This is a genomic window from Plantactinospora siamensis (assembly GCF_042434095.1).
Taxonomy (GTDB): domain Bacteria; phylum Actinomycetota; class Actinomycetes; order Mycobacteriales; family Micromonosporaceae; genus KBS50.
Genome location: NZ_JBHLUE010000011.1, coordinates 537,478 through 561,253, shown reverse-complemented (window position 1 = coordinate 561,253; position 23,776 = coordinate 537,478). Strand labels below are relative to the sequence as shown.

The 23,776-nt window shown below is 74.0% G+C and carries 18 protein-coding genes and 1 pseudogene; 11 read left to right on the top strand and 8 right to left on the bottom strand.

Annotated elements, in window-relative coordinates:
• The first annotated feature begins 207 nt into the window (after positions 1–207).
• The 5 genes from ACFFHU_RS15595 to ACFFHU_RS15575 all read left to right on the top strand — a co-directional run bounded on the left by ACFFHU_RS15595 (position 208) and on the right by ACFFHU_RS15575 (position 6,426).
• Positions 208–1,533: a glycosyltransferase family 4 protein gene (locus ACFFHU_RS15595; protein WP_377339440.1), complete on the top strand. Its 1,326-nt coding sequence runs from the start codon at positions 208–210 to the stop codon at positions 1,531–1,533.
• A 190-nt stretch (positions 1,534–1,723) separates the two neighbouring features.
• Positions 1,724–3,154: a hypothetical protein gene (locus ACFFHU_RS15590; protein ID WP_377339438.1), complete on the top strand. Its 1,431-nt coding sequence runs from the start codon at positions 1,724–1,726 to the stop codon at positions 3,152–3,154.
• Between the two features lie 199 nt (positions 3,155–3,353).
• Positions 3,354–4,703: an O-antigen ligase family protein gene (locus ACFFHU_RS15585; RefSeq protein ID WP_377339436.1), complete on the top strand. Its 1,350-nt coding sequence runs from the start codon at positions 3,354–3,356 to the stop codon at positions 4,701–4,703.
• Positions 4,704–4,747: 44 nt separating this feature from the next.
• Complete coding sequence (locus ACFFHU_RS15580) at positions 4,748–5,584, top strand: glycosyltransferase (protein WP_377339434.1); 837 nt, start codon at positions 4,748–4,750, stop codon at positions 5,582–5,584.
• Complete coding sequence (locus ACFFHU_RS15575; protein ID WP_377339432.1) at positions 5,581–6,426, top strand: glycosyltransferase; 846 nt, start codon at positions 5,581–5,583, stop codon at positions 6,424–6,426. The genes ACFFHU_RS15580 and ACFFHU_RS15575 overlap by 4 nt, the downstream gene beginning before the upstream one ends.
• Positions 6,427–6,529: 103 nt before the next feature.
• On the opposite strand, the gene helR is transcribed toward ACFFHU_RS15575, so the two are convergent.
• From helR to ACFFHU_RS15560, 3 genes are all read right to left on the bottom strand, one after another.
• A complete protein-coding gene (gene helR / locus ACFFHU_RS15570; RefSeq protein WP_377339430.1) occupies positions 6,530–8,854 on the bottom strand; it encodes an RNA polymerase recycling motor ATPase HelR in 2,325 nt (774 codons plus the stop codon).
• Between the two features lie 164 nt (positions 8,855–9,018).
• The gene (locus ACFFHU_RS15565) at positions 9,019–9,834 is read right to left on the bottom strand and encodes an alpha/beta hydrolase (protein ID WP_377339428.1); all 816 of its coding nucleotides are present in this window, start codon (positions 9,832–9,834) and stop codon (positions 9,019–9,021) included.
• A gap of 68 nt (positions 9,835–9,902) precedes the next feature.
• Positions 9,903–10,229, bottom strand: a complete 327-nt coding sequence (locus ACFFHU_RS15560; RefSeq protein ID WP_377339426.1) for an Rv1322 family protein — start codon at positions 10,227–10,229, stop codon at positions 9,903–9,905.
• Positions 10,230–10,399: 170 nt separating this feature from the next.
• Here ACFFHU_RS15560 and ACFFHU_RS15555 point away from each other — a divergent pair, with 170 nt between their 5' ends.
• The 4 genes from ACFFHU_RS15555 (at position 10,400) to ACFFHU_RS15540 (ending at position 15,116) form a co-directional block, all read left to right on the top strand.
• On the top strand, positions 10,400–11,332 hold the full coding sequence (locus ACFFHU_RS15555) for a hypothetical protein (RefSeq protein WP_377339424.1): 933 nt from the start codon (positions 10,400–10,402) through the stop codon (positions 11,330–11,332).
• Between the two features lie 14 nt (positions 11,333–11,346).
• Entirely contained in the window at positions 11,347–12,693 is a 1,347-nt protein-coding gene (locus tag ACFFHU_RS15550; protein WP_377339421.1) for an Ig-like domain-containing protein, read from the top strand.
• A 107-nt stretch (positions 12,694–12,800) separates the two neighbouring features.
• Positions 12,801–13,946: an Ig-like domain-containing protein gene (locus ACFFHU_RS15545; protein ID WP_377339419.1), complete on the top strand. Its 1,146-nt coding sequence runs from the start codon at positions 12,801–12,803 to the stop codon at positions 13,944–13,946.
• 312 nt (positions 13,947–14,258) lie between these two features.
• Entirely contained in the window at positions 14,259–15,116 is an 858-nt protein-coding gene (locus ACFFHU_RS15540; RefSeq protein ID WP_377339416.1) for an FG-GAP-like repeat-containing protein, read from the top strand.
• Positions 15,117–15,132: 16 nt separating this feature from the next.
• Here ACFFHU_RS15540 and ACFFHU_RS15535 read toward each other — a convergent pair whose 3' ends face one another.
• From ACFFHU_RS15535 to ACFFHU_RS15525, 3 genes are all read right to left on the bottom strand, one after another.
• Entirely contained in the window at positions 15,133–16,923 is a 1,791-nt protein-coding gene (locus ACFFHU_RS15535; RefSeq protein ID WP_377339414.1) for a 3-hydroxyacyl-CoA dehydrogenase family protein, read from the bottom strand.
• A 196-nt stretch (positions 16,924–17,119) separates the two neighbouring features.
• Positions 17,120–18,265 (bottom strand): alpha/beta fold hydrolase, encoded by a 1,146-nt coding sequence (locus ACFFHU_RS15530; protein WP_377339412.1) that lies wholly within the window; start codon positions 18,263–18,265, stop codon positions 17,120–17,122.
• A gap of 209 nt (positions 18,266–18,474) precedes the next feature.
• A complete protein-coding gene (locus ACFFHU_RS15525; protein ID WP_377339410.1) occupies positions 18,475–18,993 on the bottom strand; it encodes an FHA domain-containing protein in 519 nt (172 codons plus the stop codon).
• A gap of 280 nt (positions 18,994–19,273) precedes the next feature.
• Here ACFFHU_RS15525 and ACFFHU_RS15520 point away from each other — a divergent pair, with 280 nt between their 5' ends.
• Positions 19,274–20,767: an aldehyde dehydrogenase family protein gene (locus ACFFHU_RS15520; protein ID WP_377339408.1), complete on the top strand. Its 1,494-nt coding sequence runs from the start codon at positions 19,274–19,276 to the stop codon at positions 20,765–20,767.
• Positions 20,768–21,027: 260 nt separating this feature from the next.
• A pseudogene (locus ACFFHU_RS15515) lies at positions 21,028–21,675 on the top strand (class I SAM-dependent methyltransferase); the annotation flags it as partial.
• A 365-nt stretch (positions 21,676–22,040) separates the two neighbouring features.
• On the opposite strand, the gene ACFFHU_RS15510 reads toward ACFFHU_RS15515, so the two are convergent.
• The gene (locus tag ACFFHU_RS15510) at positions 22,041–22,895 is read right to left on the bottom strand and encodes an alpha/beta hydrolase (RefSeq protein ID WP_377339405.1); all 855 of its coding nucleotides are present in this window, start codon (positions 22,893–22,895) and stop codon (positions 22,041–22,043) included.
• Positions 22,896–23,048: 153 nt separating this feature from the next.
• Positions 23,049–23,708 carry an endonuclease NucS gene (gene nucS / locus ACFFHU_RS15505; RefSeq protein ID WP_377339403.1) on the bottom strand — a complete coding sequence of 220 codons (660 nt, stop codon included), beginning with the start codon at positions 23,706–23,708 and terminating at the stop codon, positions 23,049–23,051.
• Positions 23,709–23,776: the final 68 nt, after the last annotated feature.

Here is a 23,776-nt window from a genome sequence, read left to right as displayed (position 1 = left end):
CAATCGGCCACAGCCAACTCCTGCGTTGGATGTATTACCTGGTCATGTCGTCTATCACGATGTAAGGAAAATGACATTAACAATGTGCAATGGTCCTTGCCCGAGCCCCCACGGATGGCGCAGTCTCTTTCCTCGGGCGTTGCCGAGAACGGATTCCGAATCCGGATCGCCTGCCGTCCTGGGAGCGGACGAAATGTGAGGCGGTTAATGGCTGAGCTGCTTAGGCACATCGTCATCGTGGTCGTGAACCTGCCCGCGGAACGGGACCGCCGGGTCATCCGGGAATGCCAGGCGCTGGAGGCGGCCGGCTACCGGGCCACCGTGATCTGCCCCCGAGGACCCGACCGGCCAACCCGGCTGCCCGGCACGGCCGCGACCCGGATCCGCTCGTTCCCGCAACCGTTCGCCGGCGGCGGCCTGCTGTCGTTCGCGGCCGAATTCGGCTGGGCGCTGCTCGCGGTCATCGCGCGGCTGGTGACGCTGCTGCTCACCGACCGGGTGGACGCGGTGCAGAGCTGCAACCCGCCGGACGTGTTCTGGGTGCTGGCGCTGCTCATGCGGGCGCTCGACCGGCCCTTCGTCTTCGACCACCACGACCTCAGCCCCGAGCTGTACGCGTGCAAGACCGACCGGCCGAATCCGGCGGTGCTGCGCGTGCTGCTGACCATGGAACGGCTGTCGTGGCGCTGCGCCACCGCGGTGATCGCCACCAACGAGTCGTACCGTGATCTGGCCATCCGGCGCGGCGGCTGCGACCCGGACCGGGTGGTGGTGGTCCGCAACGGACCGTCGCTGGCCGAGGTGGCTGCCGGCGACGACCGGCCGCCGGCGACGCCGGATCCGCGGCACCTGATCGTGTATCTCGGGGTCATCAACCCGCAGGACCACGTGGCGGCGGCGGTGCTCGCGGCCGAGCGGCTGGCGCGGCGGCGCGGCGCGGCGGACTGGCGGATGGTGATCGCCGGCGACGGGGAGAGCCTGCCCGACCTGCACCGGCTCGCCACCGAGCGCGGCCTCGACCAGGTCGTCCGGTTCACCGGGTGGCTGGACTCCGACGCCGTGGACGGGCTGCTGCGGCTCGCCTCCATCGGCATCCAGCCCGACCCGCCGACCCGGATGGCCGACCTGTCCACCATGGCCAAGACCGTCGAATACCTGGCCCGCGGCCTGCCCGTGGTGGCCGTCGACCTGCTCGAGACCCGGCGTACGGCCGCGGGGGCCGCGGTCTACGTCCCCACCGGTTCTCCCGATGAGCTGGCGGCGGCGCTGGACCGGTTGCTCGACGATCATGAGGCCCGGGCGGCCATGCGGGACGTGGCCCGCCGCCGCTTCCGGCACCAGCTGGCCTGGGATCACCAGTCGGTGGCCTATCTGGACCTGTGGCGGCGACTGCTCGGCGGCGCGCCCGGCCCGACCGCCCCGGTCCCGCCGCCCGCGAACGGCCGCCGGGCACCGGCACCGCATCCGGCCGGCCAGCGGGACGGGCACGCCGGCGACCGCGCGGGTACGCCGACGCCGCCCACCCGGGCCTGATCGCCGAGCCCACCGTGACCACCGAACTCACCATGACCGACGGGTCAACCAGGACCGGCCGGTCGACCGAGACCGCCGGGTCAACCGTGACCGGCGGGTCGACCGTGACGGCCGGGTCGACCGTGACCGCCGGGTCGACCGTGACCGCCGTCGCCGAACCGCGCCGTTTCGCCCATCGAAGGGACTCCGGATGGACCTGCTCGACCTGCTGAAGCTCCTGCTCCGGCGGTGGTACGTGACGGTGCCGGTGGTGCTCGCCACCCTGGCCGGCGCCATGCTGGTCGGCCAGCGGATCGATCCGGAGTACAAGACCACGGCCGCGATCGTGCTCGTGCCCCCGACGACCCCCCGGCCGGAGCCGGAGCGCGGGGCCAAGCCGCAGCCGGGCAACCCGTGGCTGGCCGTCGGCGAGGAGCAGATGGCCCAGGCCGTGCAGATCTCCGTCTCGGCCCACCCGGCGCAGGACCGGGTGGTGGCGGCCGGTGGGCGGCCGGACTACAAGGTCGGCGTGGTGACCCGCACGTCCATCCTGACCGTCGACGTCACCGCAGCCAGCCGCGAGCGGGCGCTGGCCACGGTGACCGCCGTGACGAGCCTGATCAGTGCCGAGGTGGCGGCCCGGCAGAAGGAGTACCGGCCGCGGCCGGGCGAGCAGATCACCACGAAGGTGCTGGACGCCGGCCTGGACATCACCCAGTCCCGCTCCAACGTGCTGCGGGCCCAGATCGTGGTGCTGGTGCTCGGGCTGCTGGTCGCGGCGATCTGCGCGGCCGTGCTCGATGCCGCGCTGCGGCACCGGTCGGACCGGCGGGCCCGGCGGCAGCGGGCGGCAGCGGGCGGGTACGCCGATCCGCCCAGGATCGACCCGCCCGCCCTCGGCGCCGCGCCCGCGCTCGGCGCCGGATCCACCGTCCGGGCCGCCGCCAGACCCAACGCCGCCGCCCAACTCAGCGCCGCCCAACCCGACCCCGCCGCCGAACCCAGCGCCGCCGCCCAACCCAGCGCCGCTGCCCAACCCAGCGCCGCTGCCCAACCCGGCGCCGCCGATCAGCGGGGCGCCGTGCCGACCGCGATGGCATCCGCCGGCATCGCCGCGGCGGCGGTTCCCGAGGCGCCGCTCGCCCACCTGGCGCCGTCGGATCGGGCGACCCCCGCCCACCTGGCGCCGCCCGACCGCGAACCGATCGCGCGCTCGATGCCGGTCGAGCCCGAACGGCCGGCGCCGGGCCGGGCGCCCGTGCTCCCACCGCCCGTGTACTCCGCGCCACCGGCCTCGGTGTACTCCGCGCCACCGGCCTCGACGTACCCCGCGCCACCGGCCTCGACGTACCCCGCGCCACCGGCCGCGTATCCGGCGCCGGCCCACTCCGCGTATCCGGCGCCACCCGCGCCGGCGCCGCCGGTTCCGGCGCCACCGGGACCGGCCCCGGTCCCTCCGGGGCCGCCACCCGGACCGGTTCCGGCGCCGCCCCGGCCGCCCGCGCCGACGAGCGACGAGCGGGACCGGCCGTACCTCGGCCACCGCCCGCCGCCGGAGCAGCGGGGCTGGGGCACGCCGCCCACACCGGACGACACGATCGTGCTCACCACGGTCCGGCGAGCGGGTCGGGATGGCCGCTGAGGCTGGAGCCCCCGGCCGGCCCGCCGACACGGCCACGCGGTACGCCGGCACGGCCGGCACGGCCGGCACGGACCCCGGAACGGCCGGGACGGACCCCGGAACGGCCGGGACGGACCCCGGAACGGCCGGGACGGCCGGGACGGACCCCGGGACGGTCGGGACGGACCCCGGGACGGTCGGGCACGCCGGGAGGCATGCGGTGGGTGGGCGGGCGGTCCGCCGGACGGCGACCGTGTACGACGGCCTGGTCCCGACGGTACGCCGCGCCCCGGACGCCACCGGCGGGCTGATCCTGACGCTGCTGCTCTGCTACCTGCTGCCGACCCGGCTGATCTTTCCGCCGCTGGCCGCGATCGGCCGGCCCGGCGTACTGCTGGCCCTGGTCCTGTTCGTCTGGTGGGCGCTGACCCGGTTGCATCCGCGGCTGGCGACCCACGGCCGACAGCCGATGCGGTGGGCGTTGACCGGCTACCTGACCACGGTGGGCGCGTCATACCTTGCCGCGCAGTCCCGCGGCATGCCGGCGCTGGAGTCCAACGGCGCCGACCGGAGCATCCTGCTGGCGCTGGCCGGCGCGGGCGTGCTGCTCTGCGCGGCCGACGGGGTGCTGACCCGGGCAGGCATCGACCGGGTGCTGCGCTGGCTCTGCTGGGGCTGCGCGTTCATGGCGGTGGTCGCGCTCGGCCAGTTCGTCCTGCACCGCGACTTCACCGAGTCGATCCGGCTGCCTCCGCTGCTGGTGTTCCAGCGGGATCTGGTCGGCCTCGTCGATCGCGGCGGCGCCGGGCTGTTCCGGGTGGCCGGAACGGCCGGGCACTACATCGAGTTCAGCGTGCTCATGGTGATCGGTCTGGTGATCTCCATCCACCTGGCCCGGTTCGCGCCGGCGCGCCGGGACCGGCAGGTCTTCACCGTCCTGGCCCTGCTGCAGGCCGCGGTCATCCCGATCTCGCTGTCCCGGACCGGCGTGCTGGCGCTGGCCGCCGCGGTGCTGCTGCTCGGGTGCACCTGGCCGCTGCGGACCACGGCCAACGTCCTGGCGGCCGGCGTGTTCGTGGCGGCGGGGGTCCAGGTGGCCCGGCCCGGCCTGCTGGCCACGCTGCGGGCCCTGCTGTTCGCCGGCGAGAAGGACCCCAGCATCCAGGGACGTACGGAGGACTACGCGTACGTGCTGCCGTTCATCCGGGAGCGGCCCTGGTTCGGCCGGGGCACCGGCACCTGGCTGCCGGAGCTCTACCAGCTGCTCGACAACCAGTGGCTGCAGAACCTGGTGACCACCGGAGTCGTCGGGGTGGCCGGGCTGGTCCTGCTGTTCGGCAGCGGCGTCGTGCTGGCCGGCCGGGTCCGCCGGTTCACCCGGTCGGCCCGGGACCGCGACCTCGCGGCCGTGCTCACGGTGGTCATCGGCGTCGCGGCCGCCAGCGCGTTCACGTTCGACGCCTTCTACTACACGACCTACTTCCTCACCCTCCACCTGCTGCTGGGGCTGGCCGGCGCGCTGTGGCGGGTGACCCGCGCGGAACGCATGAACCGGGCGGTGGACGGGTGAGCACCGGGGGCGACCGTCCGGCAAGCCAACGAAAGGTGGAACGTATGGGTGGCATCGACATCCTGCTCGTGACCTACAACCGGCCGGAGTACGTCCGGCTCTCCCTGCCCCGGTTGCTCGACACGGCCACGGCGGACACCCGGGTCTGGGTCTGGCACAACGGCACCGACGCCGAGACGCTGGCGGCGGTGCAGGCGTACCGGGACCGGCTGCACCGGTTTCACCACGACCCGGCCAACCCGGGGCTGCGCGAGCCGACCAACTGGCTGTGGCGGGAGGCGGGCGGCGACTACCTGAGCAAGGTGGACGACGACTGCCTGGAACAGCCGGGCTGGCTGGAGACGCTGCGCCGGGCGCACGAGCAGGTGCCGCAGTTCGGCGTGATCGGCGCCTGGCGGTTCCCGGAGGAGGACCTGGATCCCGAGCTCGCGGCCCGCAAGCTGGCCGACTACCCGCACGGGCACCGGCTGCTGCGCAACCACTGGGTGCAGGGCAGCGGGTACCTGCTCAAGCGGGCCGTGCTCGAGCAGGTCGGTCCACTCCGTCCCGAGGAGTCGTTCACCCGCTGGTGCCTGCGAACCGCCCGGGCCGGCTGGATCAACGGCTGGTACCACCCGTTCATCCGGGAGGACCACATGGACGACCCGCGCAGCCCCAACACGATTTACCACACCGACGCGGACCTGCGGGCCCGGCCGCCGCTGTCGGCTCGGGCGGTGGGCGCCAGCACGATCGCCGACTGGACCGAACAGATGACGCACTCGGCCCGGATCGTCCAGGCCGCCTCGCTCGATCTGGACGACTACTACGGCTGGAAGCTCCGGCGGTACAACCTGGGCCGGCGGCTGCGCCGGGCGCTGACCGGGCGGGCACCCTGGTGAGCAGCGTGGTGATCGCCGCCCACGACGAGGCGACCCGGATCGGGCACACCCTGCGTACCCTGCTGGCCGACGCCCGGGCCGACGAGTTCGAGGTGGTCGTGGTGGCCAACGGCTGCACCGACGGGACCGCCTCGGTGGCCCGGTTGTTCCCCGGGGTGACCGTGCTCGAGCTGGAGACCGCCAGCAAGCCGGCCGCGCTGAACGCCGGCGACGCCGTGGCCACCCGGTTTCCCCGGCTGTACCTGGACGCGGACGTGGCGCTCGGCACCGCGGACGCCCGGTCGCTGCTGGCCCGGGTCGGCGCGGCGGGCGGCGGCCGACCGCCGTTCCTGGCCGCGGCGCCCCGTCGGGTCCTCGACACCACCCGCCGTCCCCTGCTGGTACGCGCCTACTACGCCATCAACCGCCGGCTGCCGGCCTTCCGGGGCACGCTGTTCGGCCGCGGCGCGATCGCCGTGTCGGCGCAGGGCCGGCGCCGCTTCGACGTCTTCCCGCCGGTGGTGGCCGACGATCTCTACTTGGACTCGCTCTTCCTGCCAGGAGAGAAGCAGGAGGTGCTCACCAGCCGGGCGGTGGTGGCCACCCCGCGCCGGACCCGGGATCTGCTCCGCCGGCTCGGCCGGGTCCGGGCCGGCAACGCCATGCTGCGCAGCACCGGCCGGGACGTGCGGCCGATGCGCGCCGGGTCCTGGCTGACCGACGTGGTGCTCCGCCGCCCCTGGCTGCTCCCCGCCGGCGCCTGCTACGCCGTTCTCACGGTGCTGGCCGAGCTGGCCGCCCGCCGCCCCGCCGCCCGCACCGGCTGGGGCCGCGACCACTCCAGCCGCTGGGCCGACAGTTAGAGAAGGAAGGGCCCCTTCTTATCGTTTTTTGTATAGGAAGGGGCCCCTATTAACGGCGCCAGGCCGCGTGGGCGGGCGGGCGCGGGCGGGCTGGTGGCGCGCGTCAGCGGCTGGTGAGGATGACGAGTTGCTGGGTGGCCCGGGTCATCGCCACGTACCGGTCGACGGCGCCGGAGATGCCGGCGCCGAACGCCTCGGGGTCGACGAGCACCACGAGGTCGAATTCGAGACCCTTGGCCAGCTCCGGGGTCAGCCACCGAACCCGGGATGCCGACCCGGACCCGTCCCGGGCCGCCGCCCCGGAGTCCGACCCAGCGAAGGACGCCGCCCCGGCGCCGGACCGGGCGAAGGACGCCGCCCCGGCGCCGGACCGGGCGAAGGACGCCGCCCCGGCGCCGGACCGGGCGAAGGACGTCGGCCCGGCGCCGGACGGGGCGAACGACCCCGGCCCGGCGCTCGCCGCGGCGATGACGCAGGCGGTCCCCTCGGCGTGCGCGGCGAGCCAGCCGGCGACGATCCCGTCCATCTCGGCCACCCGACCGCGGACGACGGGACGGCCGCCGCCGCGGATGGAGGTGGGCACGTTGGCGTCCGGGAGCACGGCCCGGATGACCGGCTCGGCCTCGGCCATGACCTCCGTCGGCGTCCGGTAGTTGATGCTCAGCGAGGCCAGTTCGATCCGGTCGAGCCCGATCCGGCCGAGCCGTTCCCGCCACGACTCGGTGAAGCCGTGCCGGGCCTGCGCGCGGTCCCCCACGATCGTGAAGCTCCGGGACGGGCAGCGCAGCAGCAGCATCTGCCACTGCGCGTCGGTCAGCTCCTGGGCCTCGTCCACCACGATGTGCGCGAACGGCCCGGCAAGCCGGTCCGGCTCGGCGTCGGGCAGCCCGGCCTCGTCGATCAGCGCGTCCTGGAGGTCCAGCTGGCGCAGGCTGGCCAGCACGCCCTCCCCGTCGTCGTAGGTGTGCGCCTCGATCAGCTCGTCGACGACGGCGGCCCGCCGGTCCCGCTCGAGGGCGACCCCGGTCGCGCGCCGGCGCTCCCGCCCGGACACCTCCGGGTCGCCGAGCCGGAGCCGGGCCGCGTCCAGCAACGGCAGGTCGGCCACGGTCCAGGCCCGCGCATCCGGGCGCTGCAACCGGCGTACGTCGTCAGCGGCCAGCCAGGGCGCGCACCGGCGCAGGTAGGCGGGCACCGACCAGAGGTCCGCGACGATGTCGGCCGGGTCGAGCATCGGCCAGGCCCGGTGCAGCGCCGTACGCAGCTCGCCGTTGCGCCGCAGGGCCTCCCGGACCTCCTCGGTCGGCTCGTCGCCGTCATACCGGTCGAGCAGGATCGAGACCAGCTCGTCCAGGATCTCGTCGCGCGCCTCGTTGTGCGGGATCCCGGTCACCGCGCCGAACGCCTCGGCCCAGTCGTCGGCCCCCAGCCGCAGGTCCGACCCGCCGACGTCGACCGTCATTCCGGTGGCCGGCGGGTCCTCGTAGAACCGCACGGCCGCCTCGACCGCCCCGACCAGCTCGGCGGACGACTTCAGCCGGGCCACCTCCGGATCCGTCTCCTCGGCCGCGGCGGGCCCCTCCGGGACGAGGTCCCGCAGGGTGCAGATCTGCACGTCCTCCTCGCCGAGGCTGGGCAGGACGTCGGCCACGTACGCCAGGTACGGCTGGTGCGGGCCGACGAACAGCACGCCGCCCCGGCGGTGGCCCAGCCGGGGATCGGAATAGAGCAGGTACGCGGTGCGGTGCAGCGCCACGACGGTCTTACCGGTGCCCGGTCCACCGTCCACGACCAGCGCGCCCCGGGAGCCGGCCCGGATGATGGCGTCCTGATCGGCCTGGATGGTGCCAAGCACGTCCCGCATCCGGGCCGACCGGCTGCCGCCGAGGCTGGCGATGAAGGCGGACTGGTCGTCGAGCGCCGCGTGCCCGGCCAGCCCGTCGGGGGTGAACACCTCGTCCCAGTAGTCACCGATCCGGCCGCGGGTCCACCGGTACCGGCGGCGGCTCATCAACCCCATGGGGTTGGCGTGGGTGGCCCCGAAGAACGGCTCGGCCGCGGGCGAACGCCAGTCGACCAGCAGCTGCCGGCCGGTGCCGTCGGTGAGGCCGAGCCGCCCCACGTACACCGGCTCGGGATCGTCCGCGGCCACCATGCGGCCCAGGCAGAGGTCGATGCCGAAGCGGCGCATGGCGCGCAGCCGGGCGGCCAGCCGGCGGACGGCCTGGTCCCGCTCCACCGCCTGCCGGCCCTTGCCGGCGGGCGATCGGCGCTCGGCGTCGAGGCGGTCGGACAGGTCGGCCACCGACCGTTCGATGCTCTCGGCGACGGCGGCGAAGTGCCGATCGTCGGCCGCGATCAGCGTCGGGTCGGCCTTGTGGGCGAGGCGGTCGGGAAGATCAAAAGCGCTGGTCGTCAGCGGCTTCACGGCATCGGCTCCGATCCGAGGCCGCCCGTGAGCCCTGCGCGCGCCGGTGGCTTCGCGGCTTCCATTTCCGCACGGTAGCGGCCTCGGCCGGCGATTCTGCGGCATCACCGGGGTCTTGCCGCAAGCCCCCCATTCCGCTATATGTTGAAAGTGGCGGGGAACTGTCAGTCCGGCTCGTCGCCCGCCTCGGGCACCGGACCGGGCACGGGGCGATCCGCGAAGGACGCCACGGTCCGGTCGGCGTAGGCGCTCGCGTCCCCGGTCTCCATCGGCCCGTCCCACTGGCGCGGCAGCGGCACCGGCACGGCCGGGTTGACCCGCCGGACCACCTCGTCGAGCACGTTCTCGGCGTCGCCCACCCACAGGTGCTTGGCCCCGGTCATGGCCACCACCTCGGCCTGCGGCACCGCGGCGAACCGCTCCCGGGCGGCGTCCGGGCGCAGGTAGTCGTCGAACTCCGGGACCAGCGCCGTGAGCGGCTTGCCGGATTCCGCCCAGCCGGCGAGGTCCGTTTCGGTGCTGAAGCGCAGCGGCGGGGAGAGCAGGATGGCGCCCCGCACCGCCGGGTCGCAGCCGTACTTGATCGTCAGGTCGGTGCCGAACGACCAGCCCAGCAGCCACACGTTGGGCAGCTCGGCGAACTCGGCGTACTCGATGGCGGCCGCCACGTCGTACCGCTCCCCCACCGCGTTGTCGAACTCGCCCTCGCTGGTGCCGCGGACGCTGGTGGTGCCGCGGGTGTTGAACCGGAGCACCGCCAGGTCGGCCAGCGCCGGCAGCCGCCAGGCGGCCTTGCGGAAGACGTGGCTGTCCATCATCCCGCCGTGGGTGGGCAGCGGGTGCAGGCAGATGATCGTGGCGGCCGGGTCCCGGTCTGCCGGCAGGGCCAGCTCACCCACCAGGCGCAGCCCATCGGCCGTGTGCAGCTCAATATCATCCCGCCGGGCGGGCAGGATCGAGGAAGCGCGGATAGCGGTCACGGATCAAGGATAAGAAGGGGCCCTTCCTATACCAAAAACGATAAGAAGGGGCCCTTCCTTTCAGGGGGTCAGCCGTAGCGGGGGGCGTTGCGGGAGCGTTGCACAGAAGGGGCGCGGCGGTCGCGGGCCTGCCAGCAGCCGCCGTGCCAGTGCCGCCGGTCACCCGGGTCGCCCCAGCCGTCGGCGGGCCAGGCCACCACGTGCGGCACGCCGGGCCGGATCTCCTGCTCGCAGCCGGGACAGCGGTACGTCTTCACGGCCGCCGCGCCGGAGATGCCGCGGACCAGCCATTCGCCGTCCCGCCAGGCCTGCACGCCGTGATCGCCCTGCCGGGCCCGGTCGCCGTCCAGCGGGGACGGGTCCTCCCGGCGGGGACGGTTGCGACGCGGGCTCACCTTTCCAGCGTACGGCGCACCGCCGGCGGCCCGACGTGGTGATCGGTATGGAGTACTGCGAAGAGTGGCGTGTCAGATCACAGTCAGTCATATCGAGCCCTGCCCGAGATGGAATTACCGTCGGTGACATAGCCGCCGGTCACCGGCGGACCCCCTTCCGGGGAGGGATCATGTCGATCCGCGTCCGCGCCGCCGCGCTGCTGACGGCCCTCGCCACCGCGGCAGCCCTGGGCGTGCCGGTCGCGGCCCGGGCCGGCGCGGTGAACCAGCCGATCGTCGCCGACCTGACCGGCGACGGCCTGGTCGACGAGGCGTTCCTGGGTGCCACCGCCCCCAACTACTGCTCGGTGATCCTGTTTCCGGGGGCCCCGCCCGGGCTCTTCGTGCCGCCCAGCGCGTACGTCTATCTCCGCCCGGTGCGCAACGGCGGTCCGGAGGTGTGCCCCGACGTCGGCACCGCCTTCGACTGGGACGGCGACGGGGCCAACGAGCTGTGGATCGGCTGGAGCCGGGGCCAGCCGGCGACGCTGAGCTACAACCGGCTGATCCTCGACGACGGTCGCCACGGCTTCCGGCCGCTGAGCGCGTTCCTCTCCCCGGTCACCCCGGTGCTGCTGGACACGGCCGTCTTCACCCCGGGCGGCGTCCCGACGCCCTACTCGCTCGGCCGGGGTGGCTTCGCCCCCTACATCTTCCACGGCACCGTGGTCGAACTCGGTCCGCAGCGGTGGTGTTCGACCTACACCCCGGGCCTGCGGCTGCGGGACCTGAACGGCAACGGCGCGGTGGACGCGCTGCTGGCCTACCGGCAGGGGTGCACGGACCACGCCAACGGGGTGGTGGTGATCCTGGACAACGGCCATGTCCAGCAGCTCGAGCGGGGCACGGCCACCTGGACCGCGACCTTCGTCTTCGCCAACGCCGACCGGATCGCCGACGTCCGCACCCGGAACCAGGTGACCGGCAGGGTGCGCTACTTCATCGGCCGGGGTGACGGGACATTCGCACCGGCCCTGGCGGCCGGGCCGAACACGGTCACGGCCGAGCCGAACAGGGTCATGGCCGGGCATGGCGCGGCCGTCACCATCCGGACCAACGGCTGACCGGGGAGGTCGCCATGCCCAGACGCTCCGGCACCGCGTTGGCCGTCGTCCTGCTGATGATGCTGGCGGCCGGGCCGGCCTCCGCCGCCGCGCCCCGCCCCAGCGCGCCCGGCCTGGCCGGCCTGCCGACCCTGGCCCCCGGCCAACCGCTGGTGCTGTCGCCGGCCCAGGCCGACGCCGCGCTGGCCGAGGCCCGCGCGCGGGCGGCCGAGGCGCGGGCCGCCGAGGCGCGGGCCGCCGAGGCGCGGGCCGGCCAGAGCCGGGCCGTCGGGGCGGCCGCCGCCCCGGTGCCGCCACCACCGCCCGGGCCGCGCCCGCCCGGCGCGCACGGCCAGGGCGATCCGATCATCGGCCACTACAACGCCGACCCATACCCCGACGAGGCGTTCCTCGGCACGGTGGGCAGCACGCTCTGCTCGGTGATCGTCCGGTACGGCACCCCCGGCGGCGGGTTCGGCTTCCCGATCGCGTACGTCTACCTGGCGCCCGGGCTGGAACCCGGCGGCGTGGTCAACTGCCCGGACCTCGGGACGGCGGTCGACCTGAACGACGACGGGTTCGACGAGCTGGCCGTGTCCTGGTTCGCCGGCCCGCCCCGGACGGTGCCCTACAACCTGCTGGTGCTGCGGCACGACACCTTCCAGCCCGACTTCGGGCTCGTGGCGAACACGATCTTCCAGCCGAGCTGGATGGGAACCGCCCGGTTCAGTCCCCGCGGGCGGGACGTGTACCAGGTGAACGACCAGCTGCTGGGCTATGTCACCTACGTCAGCGACGGGACCGGGCAGCTCGAGCCGGGGCCGGAGCGGTGGTGCTCGGTACCGGATCGGGTCCAACTGCGGGACTTCAACCTCAACGGGCAGCAGGACGCGCTCGTCACGTACATCCTGCAGTGCGACGACAGGTCCAGCGGCGTGGTGGTGGTGCTGGACGACGGCACGTTCCAGCGGCTGCACGTGGACCCCACCGGCGTGGGCACCTGGACCGCCACCATCGTCGATGCCAACGGCGACCGCTACCCGGACGTGCGGACCGTGCGCACCCAGAGCGGCCAGGTCGACATCTTCATCAACATGGGCAACGGCCGGTTCGTGCTGGCGCCCCGGGCCGTCAACGAGTCCTTCACCGTCCCGGGCAACCGGTCGAGCCTGCTCGACGTGCTGGCCAACGACTACGCCACCCCGGCCACCACGGTGAGCATCGTCCGGCCGCCGCGGTACGGCACGGCCCGGGTCACCGCCGGCCGCGCCGTCGCCTACACCCCGGGACCGGGACACCCCAGCAGCGACTCGTTCGGCTACCGGCTGACCCTGAACGGGCGCACCAGCGACGCCACGGTCAGCCTCCGGATCACCGGGTGACCGGTGCCGCCCGTCCCCCGGCCGACCGGCACGGCCGGGGGACGGCGCGCCCGGTCACCCGGGCCCCGCCCGGTCACGGGCATCCCACAACACATGGAGGGAGCGCCATGTGGAGAACGATCAGGGGTGCCGGTCGGCACCGGCACCCCCGTACGACAATCAACCTGGCCATCGCCATCGCCGTCGGGCTGGCCCTCGGCGGGCTCGGCGTCGCCGCCGAACCGGCGCGGGCCGGCGGGCCCGGCTCCCCGATCGTCGGTGACCTCAACGGCGACGGGACAGCGGACACCGCCACCCTCAGCGAGGTGATCGGCGACTCCTTCGACTGCCAGATCAAGGTCTCCGCCAGCGGCCAGCCCACCCGGACGTACGTCTATCTGGTGCTGCCGCACGACGAACCGGGACCGGCGTGCCCGGACATGGGCACCGCCGCGGACGTCCTCGGCGACGGCGTCGATGAGGTGGTCCTCACCTGGTTCAACGGGCCGCCGCCCTCGGTGCCGGCCAACCGCAACCTGCTCACCCTGCGGCTGTTCAAGCCGATCGCCGCGTCCGCGGCCATCTGGCAGCCGAGCTTCATCGGGCGGGCCTACTTCAACGACGACCGGCTGCAGGACATCTACGAGTGGACCGACCAGGGGGCCGGCTACCAGACCTTTCTCAGCACCGGGGTGGGCACGCTCTATCCGGGGCCGGAGCGGTACTGCGCCACCCCGATCCAGCTCACCGTGCGGGACCTGAACCACAACGGGATGGCCGACGCGCTGATCAGCTACATCGCCAACTGCACCGACTTCTCCAGCGGGGTGGTGGTGGCCTGGGACAACGGCGCCGTGCAGCAGTTGCAGACCGACCCGGTCGGCGAGCAGACCTGGTCCACCGCGGTGGTGTACGTGGGCGGCGACAACCTGCCGGACATCCGCACCACCAACCGGCAGACCGGCGCCGTGCAGTACTTCATCAACAATGGCGCCAGCCAGTTCATCCCGGCGCCGTCGGCCAGGCCGGATCAGGCGACCGTCACCGGCACCCGGCCGACCCTCATCCCGGTGCTGGCCAACGACTACGTCGGGCCGGACTACCGGGTCACCATCACCACCCAACCGGCGTCCGGCACCGCCCGGGTGACCCCGACCGGCACGGTGCTCTACACGCCCCGGGCCAACCACGGCCGCACCGACCGGTTCGGCTACCGCGTCACCGAACAGGGCCGGGCCAGCAGCACCACCGTCACCATCACCCTCACCGGCTGAGCCACCGCCGGCCGCACCCACCGCCGGCCGCACTCACCGCCGGCCACGCCAGGGAGGAGCCATGGGGGACACCGCGCCGCCGCCACGCCGATGCTCGGGATCGTCGTCCTCGGCCTGGTGGCGGCCGGTGCCCCGGCGGTCGTCGGCGGGCCGTCCCTGTCGGATCGGCGGCACGAGACGGACGGCGCGGCGGCCGGGCGGTTAGCGTCCTTTGATCGGTAAGCGATAAATGTCGCTGGCGGCAGTCGGCCGACCATCCGCGCGGTCAGGGCGAGGCCGCGCCGGGGCGGGCGTACCAGGAAGGGAGCATTCATGGGCGGAGGACGCACGGTGGGCGCGGCGGCCCGGGCGGCGCTCGTGGTCGCCGCGGCCGGCGCGACGGTGCTGGGCGCGGTCGCCGCGCCGGCCTGGGCGGGCGGTCAGGGCGCACCGATCAGCGGCGACTTCAACGGTGACGGCCGCACCGACACGGCCACGCTGGGCAGCGCCCGGGTCCACTCGATCGACTGCCGGATCACCGTCTCGGCCAGCGGCCAGGCGAAGCGGACGTACACCTATCTCACCCTGCCGGATGGCGCATACTGCCCGGACATGGGCACGGCCGCGCAGATCGACGGGACCGGTCCGCAGGAGATCGTGCTCACCTGGTTTGCCGGCCCGCCCTCCGGGGTCGACTACGAACTGGTGACGCTGCGGCTGTACAAGAAGATCGGCACCGCGCAGGCGATCTGGCAGCCGAGCTTCATCGGCGCGGCCGACTTCAACGGGGACCGGCGTCAGGACGTGTACGAGTGGACGGACCAGGGCGAGGGCTTCCGGACGTACCTGAGCACCGGCAGCGGGACCTTCTCCCCCGGACCGGAGTTCTTCGCCGGGCAGCCCCGGCAGTTCTATGTGCGCGACCTCAACCACAACGGCGCGGCCGACACGGTGCTGAGCTACTTCGACGTCTCGGCCGGCGCCACCGGGGTCGCGGTGCTGCTCGACAACGGCGCCGTGCAGCAGCTACAGCGGGACCCCGAGGCCGGTCGGGAGTGGACGGTCCGGGTGGCGTACGCGAACGGCGACCGCTACCCCGACGTGGTCACCACCGAGCGGGGCACCGGCCGGCAGGCCTGGTTCGCCAACACCGGCACCGGCCATTTCATCCCGATGCCCGCCCCGCGCTGAGCCGCGCCGGACCCGATCAACGGGCGGTGTGGTCCCGGAAGCCGCGGCCGGCCTTGCGGCCCAGGTAGCCGGCCGTGACCAGGTGCTCCAGCAGCGGCGCGGGCGCGAAGCCCGGCTCGCGCAGCTCGCGGTAGAGCTCCCGCTGGATCGCCAGCGCGACGTCCAGGCCGACCACGTCGAGCAGCTCGAACGGGCCCATCGGGTAGCCGCAGCCCAGCTTCATGGCATGGTCGATGTCGTCGGTGGTCGAGTAGGACGCCTCCAGCATCTTCACCGCGTCGTTCAGGTACGGGAAGAGCAGCGCGTTGACGACGAAGCCGGCGCGGTCGGCGCAGACCACCGCGGTCTTGTCGAGCGCCGCGCAGACCGCCCGGGCGGTGGCCACGGTCTCGTCCGAGGTGCGGATGGTGCGCACCACCTCCACCAGCGACATGGCGGGCGCCGGGTTGAAGAAGTGCAGCCCGAGCACGTCGGCCGGCCGCCGGGTGGCCATCGCGATGTCGATCACCGGCAGCGACGAGGTGGCGGTGGCCAGCACCACGCCCGGCTTGCAGATCTCGTCCAGGCTGGCGAACAGCGCCTGCTTGACGCCCAGCTCCTCGGCCACCGCCTCCACCACGAGGTCGGCGTCGGTCAGCTCCTCCAGCGCCGTCGACCAGGTGACCCGGCCGAGCGCGGCGTCCCGGTCGGCCTCGGTCAGCCGGTCGCGCGCCACGCCCTTGTCGAGCGAGGTCCGCACCGCCGCGGCGACCGCCGCCGACCGCTCCGGGCCGCGGGTCACCGAGACCACCTCGTACCCGGCCCGCGCGAAGACCTCGACGATCCCGGTGGCCATCGTCCCGGCCCCCAGGACGCCAACCTTGGCGATGGCGCGCGCGCCGTCGAGCGCCGCCGCCTCCGCCGGGGGCGGCGTCTGGTCATCCGGTACGACCTTCGGCGAGCCCGCCCGCTCGTACGTGTAGAAGCCGCGCCCGGACTTGCGGCCCAGCAGGCCCGCGGTGACCATCTGCCTGATCAGCGGCGCCGGCGCGTGCCGGCGGTCCCGGCCGCCGCGCCGGTACATGGTGTCCAGGATCTCGTACGTGGTGTCCAGCCCGATCAGGTCCATCAGCGCGAGCGGGCCCATCGGCAGGCAGCAGCCCAGCTTCATGGCCGCGTCGAGGTCCTCCCGGCTGGCGTACCGGGCCTCGAACATCCCGGCCGCGTGGTTGAGGTAGCCGAACAGCAGGGCGTTGGCGATGAAGCCGGCACGGTCGCCGATCGTCACGCCGACCTTGCCCAGCCGCGCGCACAGCGCCTCGACGTCGGCCACCACCTCGGGGGCCGTCACCACGGTCCGGACGATCTCGACCAGCTTCATCACCGGCGCCGGGTTGAAGAAGTGGATGCCGATCACCTGGTTGGGCCGGGCGGTGGCCACGGAGATCTCGGTGACGGACAGCGACGAGGTGTTGGTGGCCAGGACGGCGTCCGGCTTGCACACCCGGTCGAGCTCGCCGAAGATCCGCCGCTTGAGGTCGAGACGCTCCGGTACGGCCTCGATGACCAGGTCGACCGCGTCCAGCGCGGCGAGCCCCACCGCGAACCGGACCCGGGACAGCAGCGCGTCCCGGTCGGCGGCCGCCAGCTTGCCGCGGGCCACCGCCCGGTCGGTGGAGCCGGTGAGGTTGGCACGGCCCCGTTCGAGGGCGTCCTCGGAGATCTCCACGGCCACCACGTCGACGCCGTTGCGCGCGAACACCTCGACGATGCCGGCGCCCATCGTGCCCAGTCCCACCACACCGATGCTGGCGAGCTCGCGAGCCACGGCCGGCCTCCCCACGTCGAGTCCAGGCGACCGGGTGAACGGTCGCTAAGGTTATGCGCGCGAGTCTGCCATGTGACGCTGCGCTGTCGAGCCACCCCCGCCTCGTCGATCTTGCAGTTTCGGCCCCGGCATAACGGGCTTATGCCGCGAAAGAGGGGCCCAAAGTGCAAGATCGACGGGGTGAGGGTGGGGTTTGTCACCCGGGCTGAGTTACGGCGGTCAGCAGGTCCAGGAGCTCGGCTGCGAGGTCGGCCGGGCGCTCGATGTTCGGGCTGTGTCCGCAGCCGGCGTACACCACCTCCCGGTAGCTGCCGCCGGCCGCCGCGTACCGCTCCAGCACCGCCCGGGTCTGGCCCACCATGGGCTGTGCCGGGTGGGTGGCCGCGCCCGGCCAGCCGGGGACCACGCCGAGCGAGCCCAGGTGGGCCAGGTCCATGAGGGCGGTGTCCGAGACGATCACGTCTGCGTCCCCGCGTACCCACACGATGGGCGGCGCGCCGCGGCCGGTCGTACCGGGCGCCGCACCCCGGCCGTCCCCGCCGGCGGCCGCGCCCCGGCCCGCCGCGCCGGCCACCGCGACCAGGTCGTCGGCGATCCGGAAGTACGCCGGGGACAGGGCGTTCAGCACCCCACGGTCCCCCGGCGCCATCCCCGGCCAGTTGGGGCTGGGCACCGACGTGCCGGGATAGTTGTCGTCGCCCACGGCGGTGGACAGCACGCTGTCCAGCAGCAGTTCCTCGTCCGGGACCAGCGACGCCGGGTCGGCCACGTAGGTCGCCCGCAGCACCCCGCGCGGGCTGGTGGGATCGTCGCCCCGGTCGCCGGTCGCCAGCCGGGCCACGAAGTCGGCGCTGGCCGTGCCGCCGCCGGTGCCGGCGAAGTCGGCCGCGGTGGGCGTCCCGGCCAGGTCGCGGGTGCCGCCGTAGCCGTACGGCGAGACCGGGGCCGCGAGCAGCAGCGCGGCCACCCGATCCGGGTGCGCCAGCAGCAGTCGCATGGCCACCCCGCCGCCGAGCGAGTGGCCGACCACGACGGGCCGGGCGGCTGCCGGCGCGGTCGGGCCGAACACGGCGGGCTCGTCGAGCAGCGCCGCCACGTCGGCCGCCAGGTCGGCGAGGCCCCGGGTGGCGTCCACCGGGGCGGTCTCGGTGCGGCCGTACCCGCGCAGGTCCGGAGCGGCCACCCGGAGCGTGCCGGGCAGCCGCCGCAGCAGCGGGATCCAGAACTGCGCCGACGAGCAGTTGCCGTGCACGAACAGCACCGGGGTGCCGTCCGGGGGCCCGCCCACCAGCACGCTCTGCTCGATGCCGCCGGCCCGTACGGTGATCCGCTCGATCTCCATCCGCGGCATCCTGCCACCGGCCGGCCGCGCGCACCAGGGCCGCGATCGACACCCCCGGCGGCGTCCGCAGGTGGGCCGCCGGCACGCTTGTCGGCGGCGGTCCCCCGCCGGCTGCCGATGGTGCCGGGAGGTGGGCCGCCGGCACGCTTGTCGGCGGCGGTCCCGGCCGGCGCCGGCCGACGTCGGCGGTGCGCCGGCCGCCGGCGGCGCTACTGGAAGATCTGGTACGCCACGGCGAGGCCGCCGGCCAGCGCCGCGCACCCGCCGATCAGCATCGCGAGGCGCATCCCGCTGGAGCGTACGGCCGTCTCGAGGATCTGGGTGGGCGCGACCAGGGCGCCCGGCGCCCCCCGGACCGGCTCGGCCGGCCGGGCCGGCAGCAGCAGCGGCGCGCCGACCGGATCCGTCGTGGCCATGGCCGGGTCGAAAAACAGCAGCCGCACGTGCCCGAGCTGGAGCCGGTCGCCGTCCCGCAGCGCGGTCGGCTCGGTGATCCGCCGGTCGTTGTGCCAGGTGCCGTTGGTCGAGCCGATGTCGCGCAACACCACCTCGCCGTCGGCCACCACCACCTCGGCGTGCCGCCGGCTGACCTTGGCGTCGACCAGCAGGATGTCCGAGTCCTCCTGGCGTCCCACCGTCCAGGTGCCCGGCTGGAGCCGGAAGCTGACGCCCTGCCAGCCGCCACTCGCGATCGACAGCACCGGCAACAGGCCAGGTTCGTCCTTCATGATCACACCCCATCGTCGACGCCCGCATCGTCGACCCGTGCGCCAGCGTGCCAATGATCGTCGGTCATCTCTACCGGCCCGTAGGACGGACTTTTTCCGCCCAATGGGCGGTTTGGGCATAGCCACTCCGGCAATGACCGACGTGAACGTGATTCATCACGGCCACCACCTGCCGGCGAACTCCTCCGGAACCCCCGGGATGCCGGCACCGGATGAATCTTCTTCATCACCGCCCGATCGACACTTACCCGTGGGTAACTCGCGGGACTAGACTCCCGCCATGACGGCTGTGCGGGTTCCGGGCGTACCGGTGATCGACAACGGCGAACTCCTCTCCACCAATCCGGCCACCGGCGCGGAGGCCGGTCGGTTCCCGGTGGCCGGGCCGGCCGACGTGGCCGCGGCGGTGGAGCGGGGCCGGCAGGCCGCGCAGTGGTGGTCGTCCCTCGGCTTCGCCGGTCGCCAGGCCCGGCTGCTGCGCTGGCGTGCCGCGCTCGCCAACCGGCTCACCGAGCTGGCCGAGCTGTGCCGCCTCGAGGGCGGCAAGCCGGTGGCGGACGCGGTCATCGAGATCGCCTCGGCGATCGACCACATCGACTGGGCCGCCCACAACGCCCGCCGGGTGCTCGGGCACCGCAAGGTCCGGTCCCGGCTGCTGGTGGCGGAGTTCTCCGGGCACCTGGAATACCAGCCGTACGGCGTGGTGGGCGTGATCGGCCCGTGGAACTATCCGGTGCTGACCCCGCTGGGCTCCATCGCGTACGCGCTGTCCGCCGGCAACGCCGTGGTGTTCAAGCCCAGCGAGTACACCCCGGCCGTCAGCCAGTGGCTGGTGGACAGCTTCACCGAGGTGGTCGACGGGCGGCCGGTGCTGCAGGTGGTGCACGGGCTCGGCGACGTGGGCGCGGCCCTGTGCCGGGCCGGCGTCGGCAAGGTCGCCTTCACCGGCTCCACGGCCACCGCCAAGAAGGTGATGGCGGCGTGCGCCGAGACGCTCACGCCGGTGCTGTTGGAGGCGGGCGGCAAGGACGCGATGATCGTGGACGCGGACGCCGACCTGGACGCGGCCGCCCAGGCGTGCGTCTGGGGCGCGCTCACCAACGCCGGGCAGACCTGCATCGGGATCGAGCGGGCGTACGCCGTCGAGCCGGTCTACGACGCGTTCGTGGCCAAGGTGGTGGAGAAGGCCGGCCGGCTGACCGTGGGCGAGGACGGCGAGATCGGGCCGATCACGATGCCCGGCCAGATCGAGATCATCCGCCGGCACCTCGAGGACGCCGTGGCGCGGGGCGGGCGGGCCGTCCTCGGCGGACCCGAGGCGGTGCGGCCGCCGTACGTCCACCCGACCGTGCTGGTCGACGTGCCGGAGGATGCCGCGGCGGTCCGGGAGGAGACCTTCGGTCCGACCCTCACGATCCGCCGCGTGCGCGACGCGGACGAGGCCGTGGCGCTGGCCAACGCCGTGCGGTACGGCCTGGGTGGCTCGGTGTTCGGCCGCCGGCGGGCGCTGGCGATCGCCCGGCAGCTGCGCGGCGGCATGGCGGCGGTCAACTCCACCCTCACCTTCGTGGGCATGTCCACCCTGCCGTTCGGCGGCGTGGGCGACTCCGGCTTCGGCCGCATCCACGGCGACGACGGGCTACGCGAGTTCGGCCGGGCCAAGGCCATCACCCGGCGGCGCGGGCCGTCGCTGCTGCCCGCCATGACGTTCGAGCGGAGCCCCGCGCAGGTGGCCCGGATCGTCGCGATCGTGCGCCGGCTCTACGGCCGCTGAGCCCCGCCGGCTCCCGTCGGCGGCCGAGCCCGCTCCCGTCGGCTGCGGAGCCCGCTCTCCCGTCGGCGGCGGAGCCCGCTCTCCCGTCGGCTGCGGAGCCCGCTCTCCCGTCGGCGGCCGAGCCTGGTCGCGTCGGCGGCCGAGCCCGCTCTCCTGCCGGCGGCCCGGCCGGGGTCGCTGACGGGTACCGGACCGAACGGATCGGTCCGACCGGGCATGTCGGCACGCCAGCGACCGGAGCCACCACTACCCTCGGTGGAATGGACCTGCACGCCTTGCGATTTCGCCTGGTAGACGGGCCGAACTCCTGGGGGGAACGGCGCCGGGCCCGCCGCACCGGCTGGCTGATCCGCAGCTTCCCGGATCTCGCCGAGATGTCCGTGCTCGACCTCGGCGGCCGACTCGGCACCTGGCAGCGGGCGTCCGTCCGACCCGGACACCTGCATGTGATCAATCTCGAGCCGTCGACCGGCCCGGTGCCGCCGTGGGCCGAGGTGGACCAGGCCGACGCCTGCGACCTACCGGCCCATCTGGCGCTGCGCCGGTACGACCTGGTCTTCTCGAACTCGGTGCTGGAGCACGTGGGCGGGCACGAGCGGCGGCTGCGGTTCGCCGAGACCGTGCACACGCTCGCCGACGCGCACTGGATCCAGACGCCGTACCGGTATTTCCCGATCGAGCCGCACTGGATCATGCCCGGAATGCAGTTCCTCCCGGTGCAGGCCCGGGTGGCGCTCGCCCGCCGGTGGCCGCTCGGGCACACGCCGGTGCACGAGCGCACCAACGTGCTGCAGGCCGTGCTCTGGACCGAGCTGCTCAGCCAGGCCGAGATGCGGCACTACTTCCCGCGCTCGCGAATCCTGGTGGAACGGCTGGCCGGCCTGCCCAAGTCGCTGATCGCGGTGCGCGGCGCCCGACCGCCGGCACGGCCCGCCGGAGACACCGCCGAGTCGGTACGCACCCAGCCGGTCCCGGCGCAGCCGGCCACCGAGCCGGCGATCCCCCCGCCGGCCGGCGGGGAGCCGGCGATCTCGACGGCGGGCGGCGGGGAGCCGGCGATCTCGACGGCGGGCGGCGGCGAGCCGGCGATCTCGACGGCGGGCGGCGGCGAGCCGGCGATCTCGACGGCGGGCGGCGGCGAGCCGGCGGTCCCGTCCCCTGCCACCGCCGAATAGGACCCGGCGGTGGCGGAACGGACCGCCGCCGCCGGTCAGGGCCCGGCAGTCGCGGAACGGAACCCGGCCGCCGATGCTGACCCGGCGGCCGGTGGCGGTCAGCCGCCCTCGGCCAGCACCAGGTGCGGCGAGGTGGCCTCGACGGCCCATTCCAGGGCGTAGTCGGCGACCTCCTCCCAGCCGGGCTGCCCCACGGTGAAGTGGGAGCGGCCGGAAAACTCGCGGTAGCCGGTCAGCGCCGTCGACTTGCGGTGCAGCTTGGCGGTGGCCCGGGTGGTCGACGCCGGCGCCACGTGGTCGGCGCCGCCCGCCACCAGCAACAGCGGGGCCCGGTCGTCGTTCGCGAAGTTCACGTCGAACGGGCTGTGCCGCTCCCAGTTCGCCACGGCGTTGCCGAAGAGCACCGACCCGGCGCCGGGCACGGCGTACCGGTCGTACGCGGCCCGCGAGTCGGCCTCGTCCAGGGTGTTGGTGAACGCGAAGTGGAACTGGTCATGGGTCAGCGGCACGGCCCGGTGCCGGTTGGCCGGGTTGCGCAGAATGGGGAACGCCGCCCGGAGCGTGCTGAGCGGCAGCCGCACCACGCCGCGGACCGGCGCCGGGTCGATCGCCACCCCCGCCGCGCCCAACCCCCGGTCCAGCAGCAGCTGCACGAAGGCGCCGCCGAACGAATGTCCCATCAGGATCGGCGGCCGGTCCAGGCCGCGGACCACGTCGGCGTAGTGCTCGATGACCCGTTCCGGGGTCAGCGCGGCGATCGGGCTCGGATCCCGGCGCAGCTGCTCGACCTCGACCTCCAGGCCGGGCCAGGCCGGCGTCAGCACCCGGAAGCCGGCCCGGGAGTACCGGTCCGCCCAGTGTGCCCAACTGCGTGGGGTCATCCAGAGTCCGTGCAGCAGCACGATCGTGTCGGCCGTGGATCGGGACGCACGCGGTTGCGGTGAGTTTGCCATTTCGTCCTCCCGTGGCAAGCCGTCGTCGGGACGTCCCCCCGGCATACCCGTACGCCCCGACCGCATTCCCGAGCCGACCACGGAGAGCGCGGAATGCCCACCACGCCGATTTCCGGCACGCACCCCCCGATCCGATCGGGCGGCCGCAAACGGCTAGAAGAGGGTGAGTTCGTCGCGTTCGATGCCGCGCAGGCGGTCGTAGTTCACGACCACGCAGCGGATCCCCCGGTCCAGGGCGAGCACCCGGGCCTGCGGCTTGATCTCCTGGGCCGCGAAGACGCCGCTGACCGGCGCCAGCAGCGGGTCCCGGTTGAGCAGCTCGAGATAGCGGGTGAGCTGCTCGACGCCGTCGATCTCACCCCGCCGCTTGACCTCGACCGCCACGGTGCCGGCCGCGGCGTCCCGGCACAGCAGGTCGACCGGGCCGATGGCCGTGGGGTACTCCCGGCGGACCAGCGTGAAGCCCTCCCCGAGCGTGTCGGGGTTTGCTGCCAGCAGCTCCTGCAGGTGCGCCTCGACGCCGTCCTTGCGCAGCCCCGGGTCGACGCCCAACTCGTACGAGGTGTCCTGGAAGACCTCCTCGAGGGCGATCCGCAGCTCCTCGCCGGCCTTGTTGACCACCCGCCACACGCCGGGCGCCTCCTCCAGCCGGCACGGCGGGCTCATCCAGTTGAGCGGCTTGTAGGCCCGGTCGTCGGCGTGGATCGAGACCGACCCGTCCGCCTTCACCATGAGCAGCCGGGTGGCCGGCGGCAGGTGCGCCGAGAGCCGTCCGACGTAGTCCACAGAGCACCGCGCAATCACCAACCGCACCCGTGGAGGGTAGCCGAGCCGGGCCTCGCCGCCGACGGGCGGGAGTGGCGCGTCGATGCCATCCTTGG

Coding starts and splice junctions, on each gene's coding strand:
- ACFFHU_RS15510 (WP_377339405.1), bottom strand. CDS start 22,895: ATGGCAAACTCACCGCAACCGCGTGCGTCCCGATCCACGGCCGACACG.
- ACFFHU_RS15580 (WP_377339434.1), top strand. CDS start 4,748: ATGGGTGGCATCGACATCCTGCTCGTGACCTACAACCGGCCGGAGTAC.
- ACFFHU_RS15555 (WP_377339424.1), top strand. CDS start 10,400: ATGTCGATCCGCGTCCGCGCCGCCGCGCTGCTGACGGCCCTCGCCACC.
- ACFFHU_RS15540 (WP_377339416.1), top strand. CDS start 14,259: ATGGGCGGAGGACGCACGGTGGGCGCGGCGGCCCGGGCGGCGCTCGTG.
- ACFFHU_RS15550 (WP_377339421.1), top strand. CDS start 11,347: ATGCCCAGACGCTCCGGCACCGCGTTGGCCGTCGTCCTGCTGATGATG.
- ACFFHU_RS15520 (WP_377339408.1), top strand. CDS start 19,274: ATGACGGCTGTGCGGGTTCCGGGCGTACCGGTGATCGACAACGGCGAA.
- ACFFHU_RS15545 (WP_377339419.1), top strand. CDS start 12,801: ATGTGGAGAACGATCAGGGGTGCCGGTCGGCACCGGCACCCCCGTACG.
- ACFFHU_RS15530 (WP_377339412.1), bottom strand. CDS start 18,265: ATGGAGATCGAGCGGATCACCGTACGGGCCGGCGGCATCGAGCAGAGC.
- ACFFHU_RS15525 (WP_377339410.1), bottom strand. CDS start 18,993: ATGAAGGACGAACCTGGCCTGTTGCCGGTGCTGTCGATCGCGAGTGGC.
- ACFFHU_RS15595 (WP_377339440.1), top strand. CDS start 208: ATGGCTGAGCTGCTTAGGCACATCGTCATCGTGGTCGTGAACCTGCCC.
- ACFFHU_RS15590 (WP_377339438.1), top strand. CDS start 1,724: ATGGACCTGCTCGACCTGCTGAAGCTCCTGCTCCGGCGGTGGTACGTG.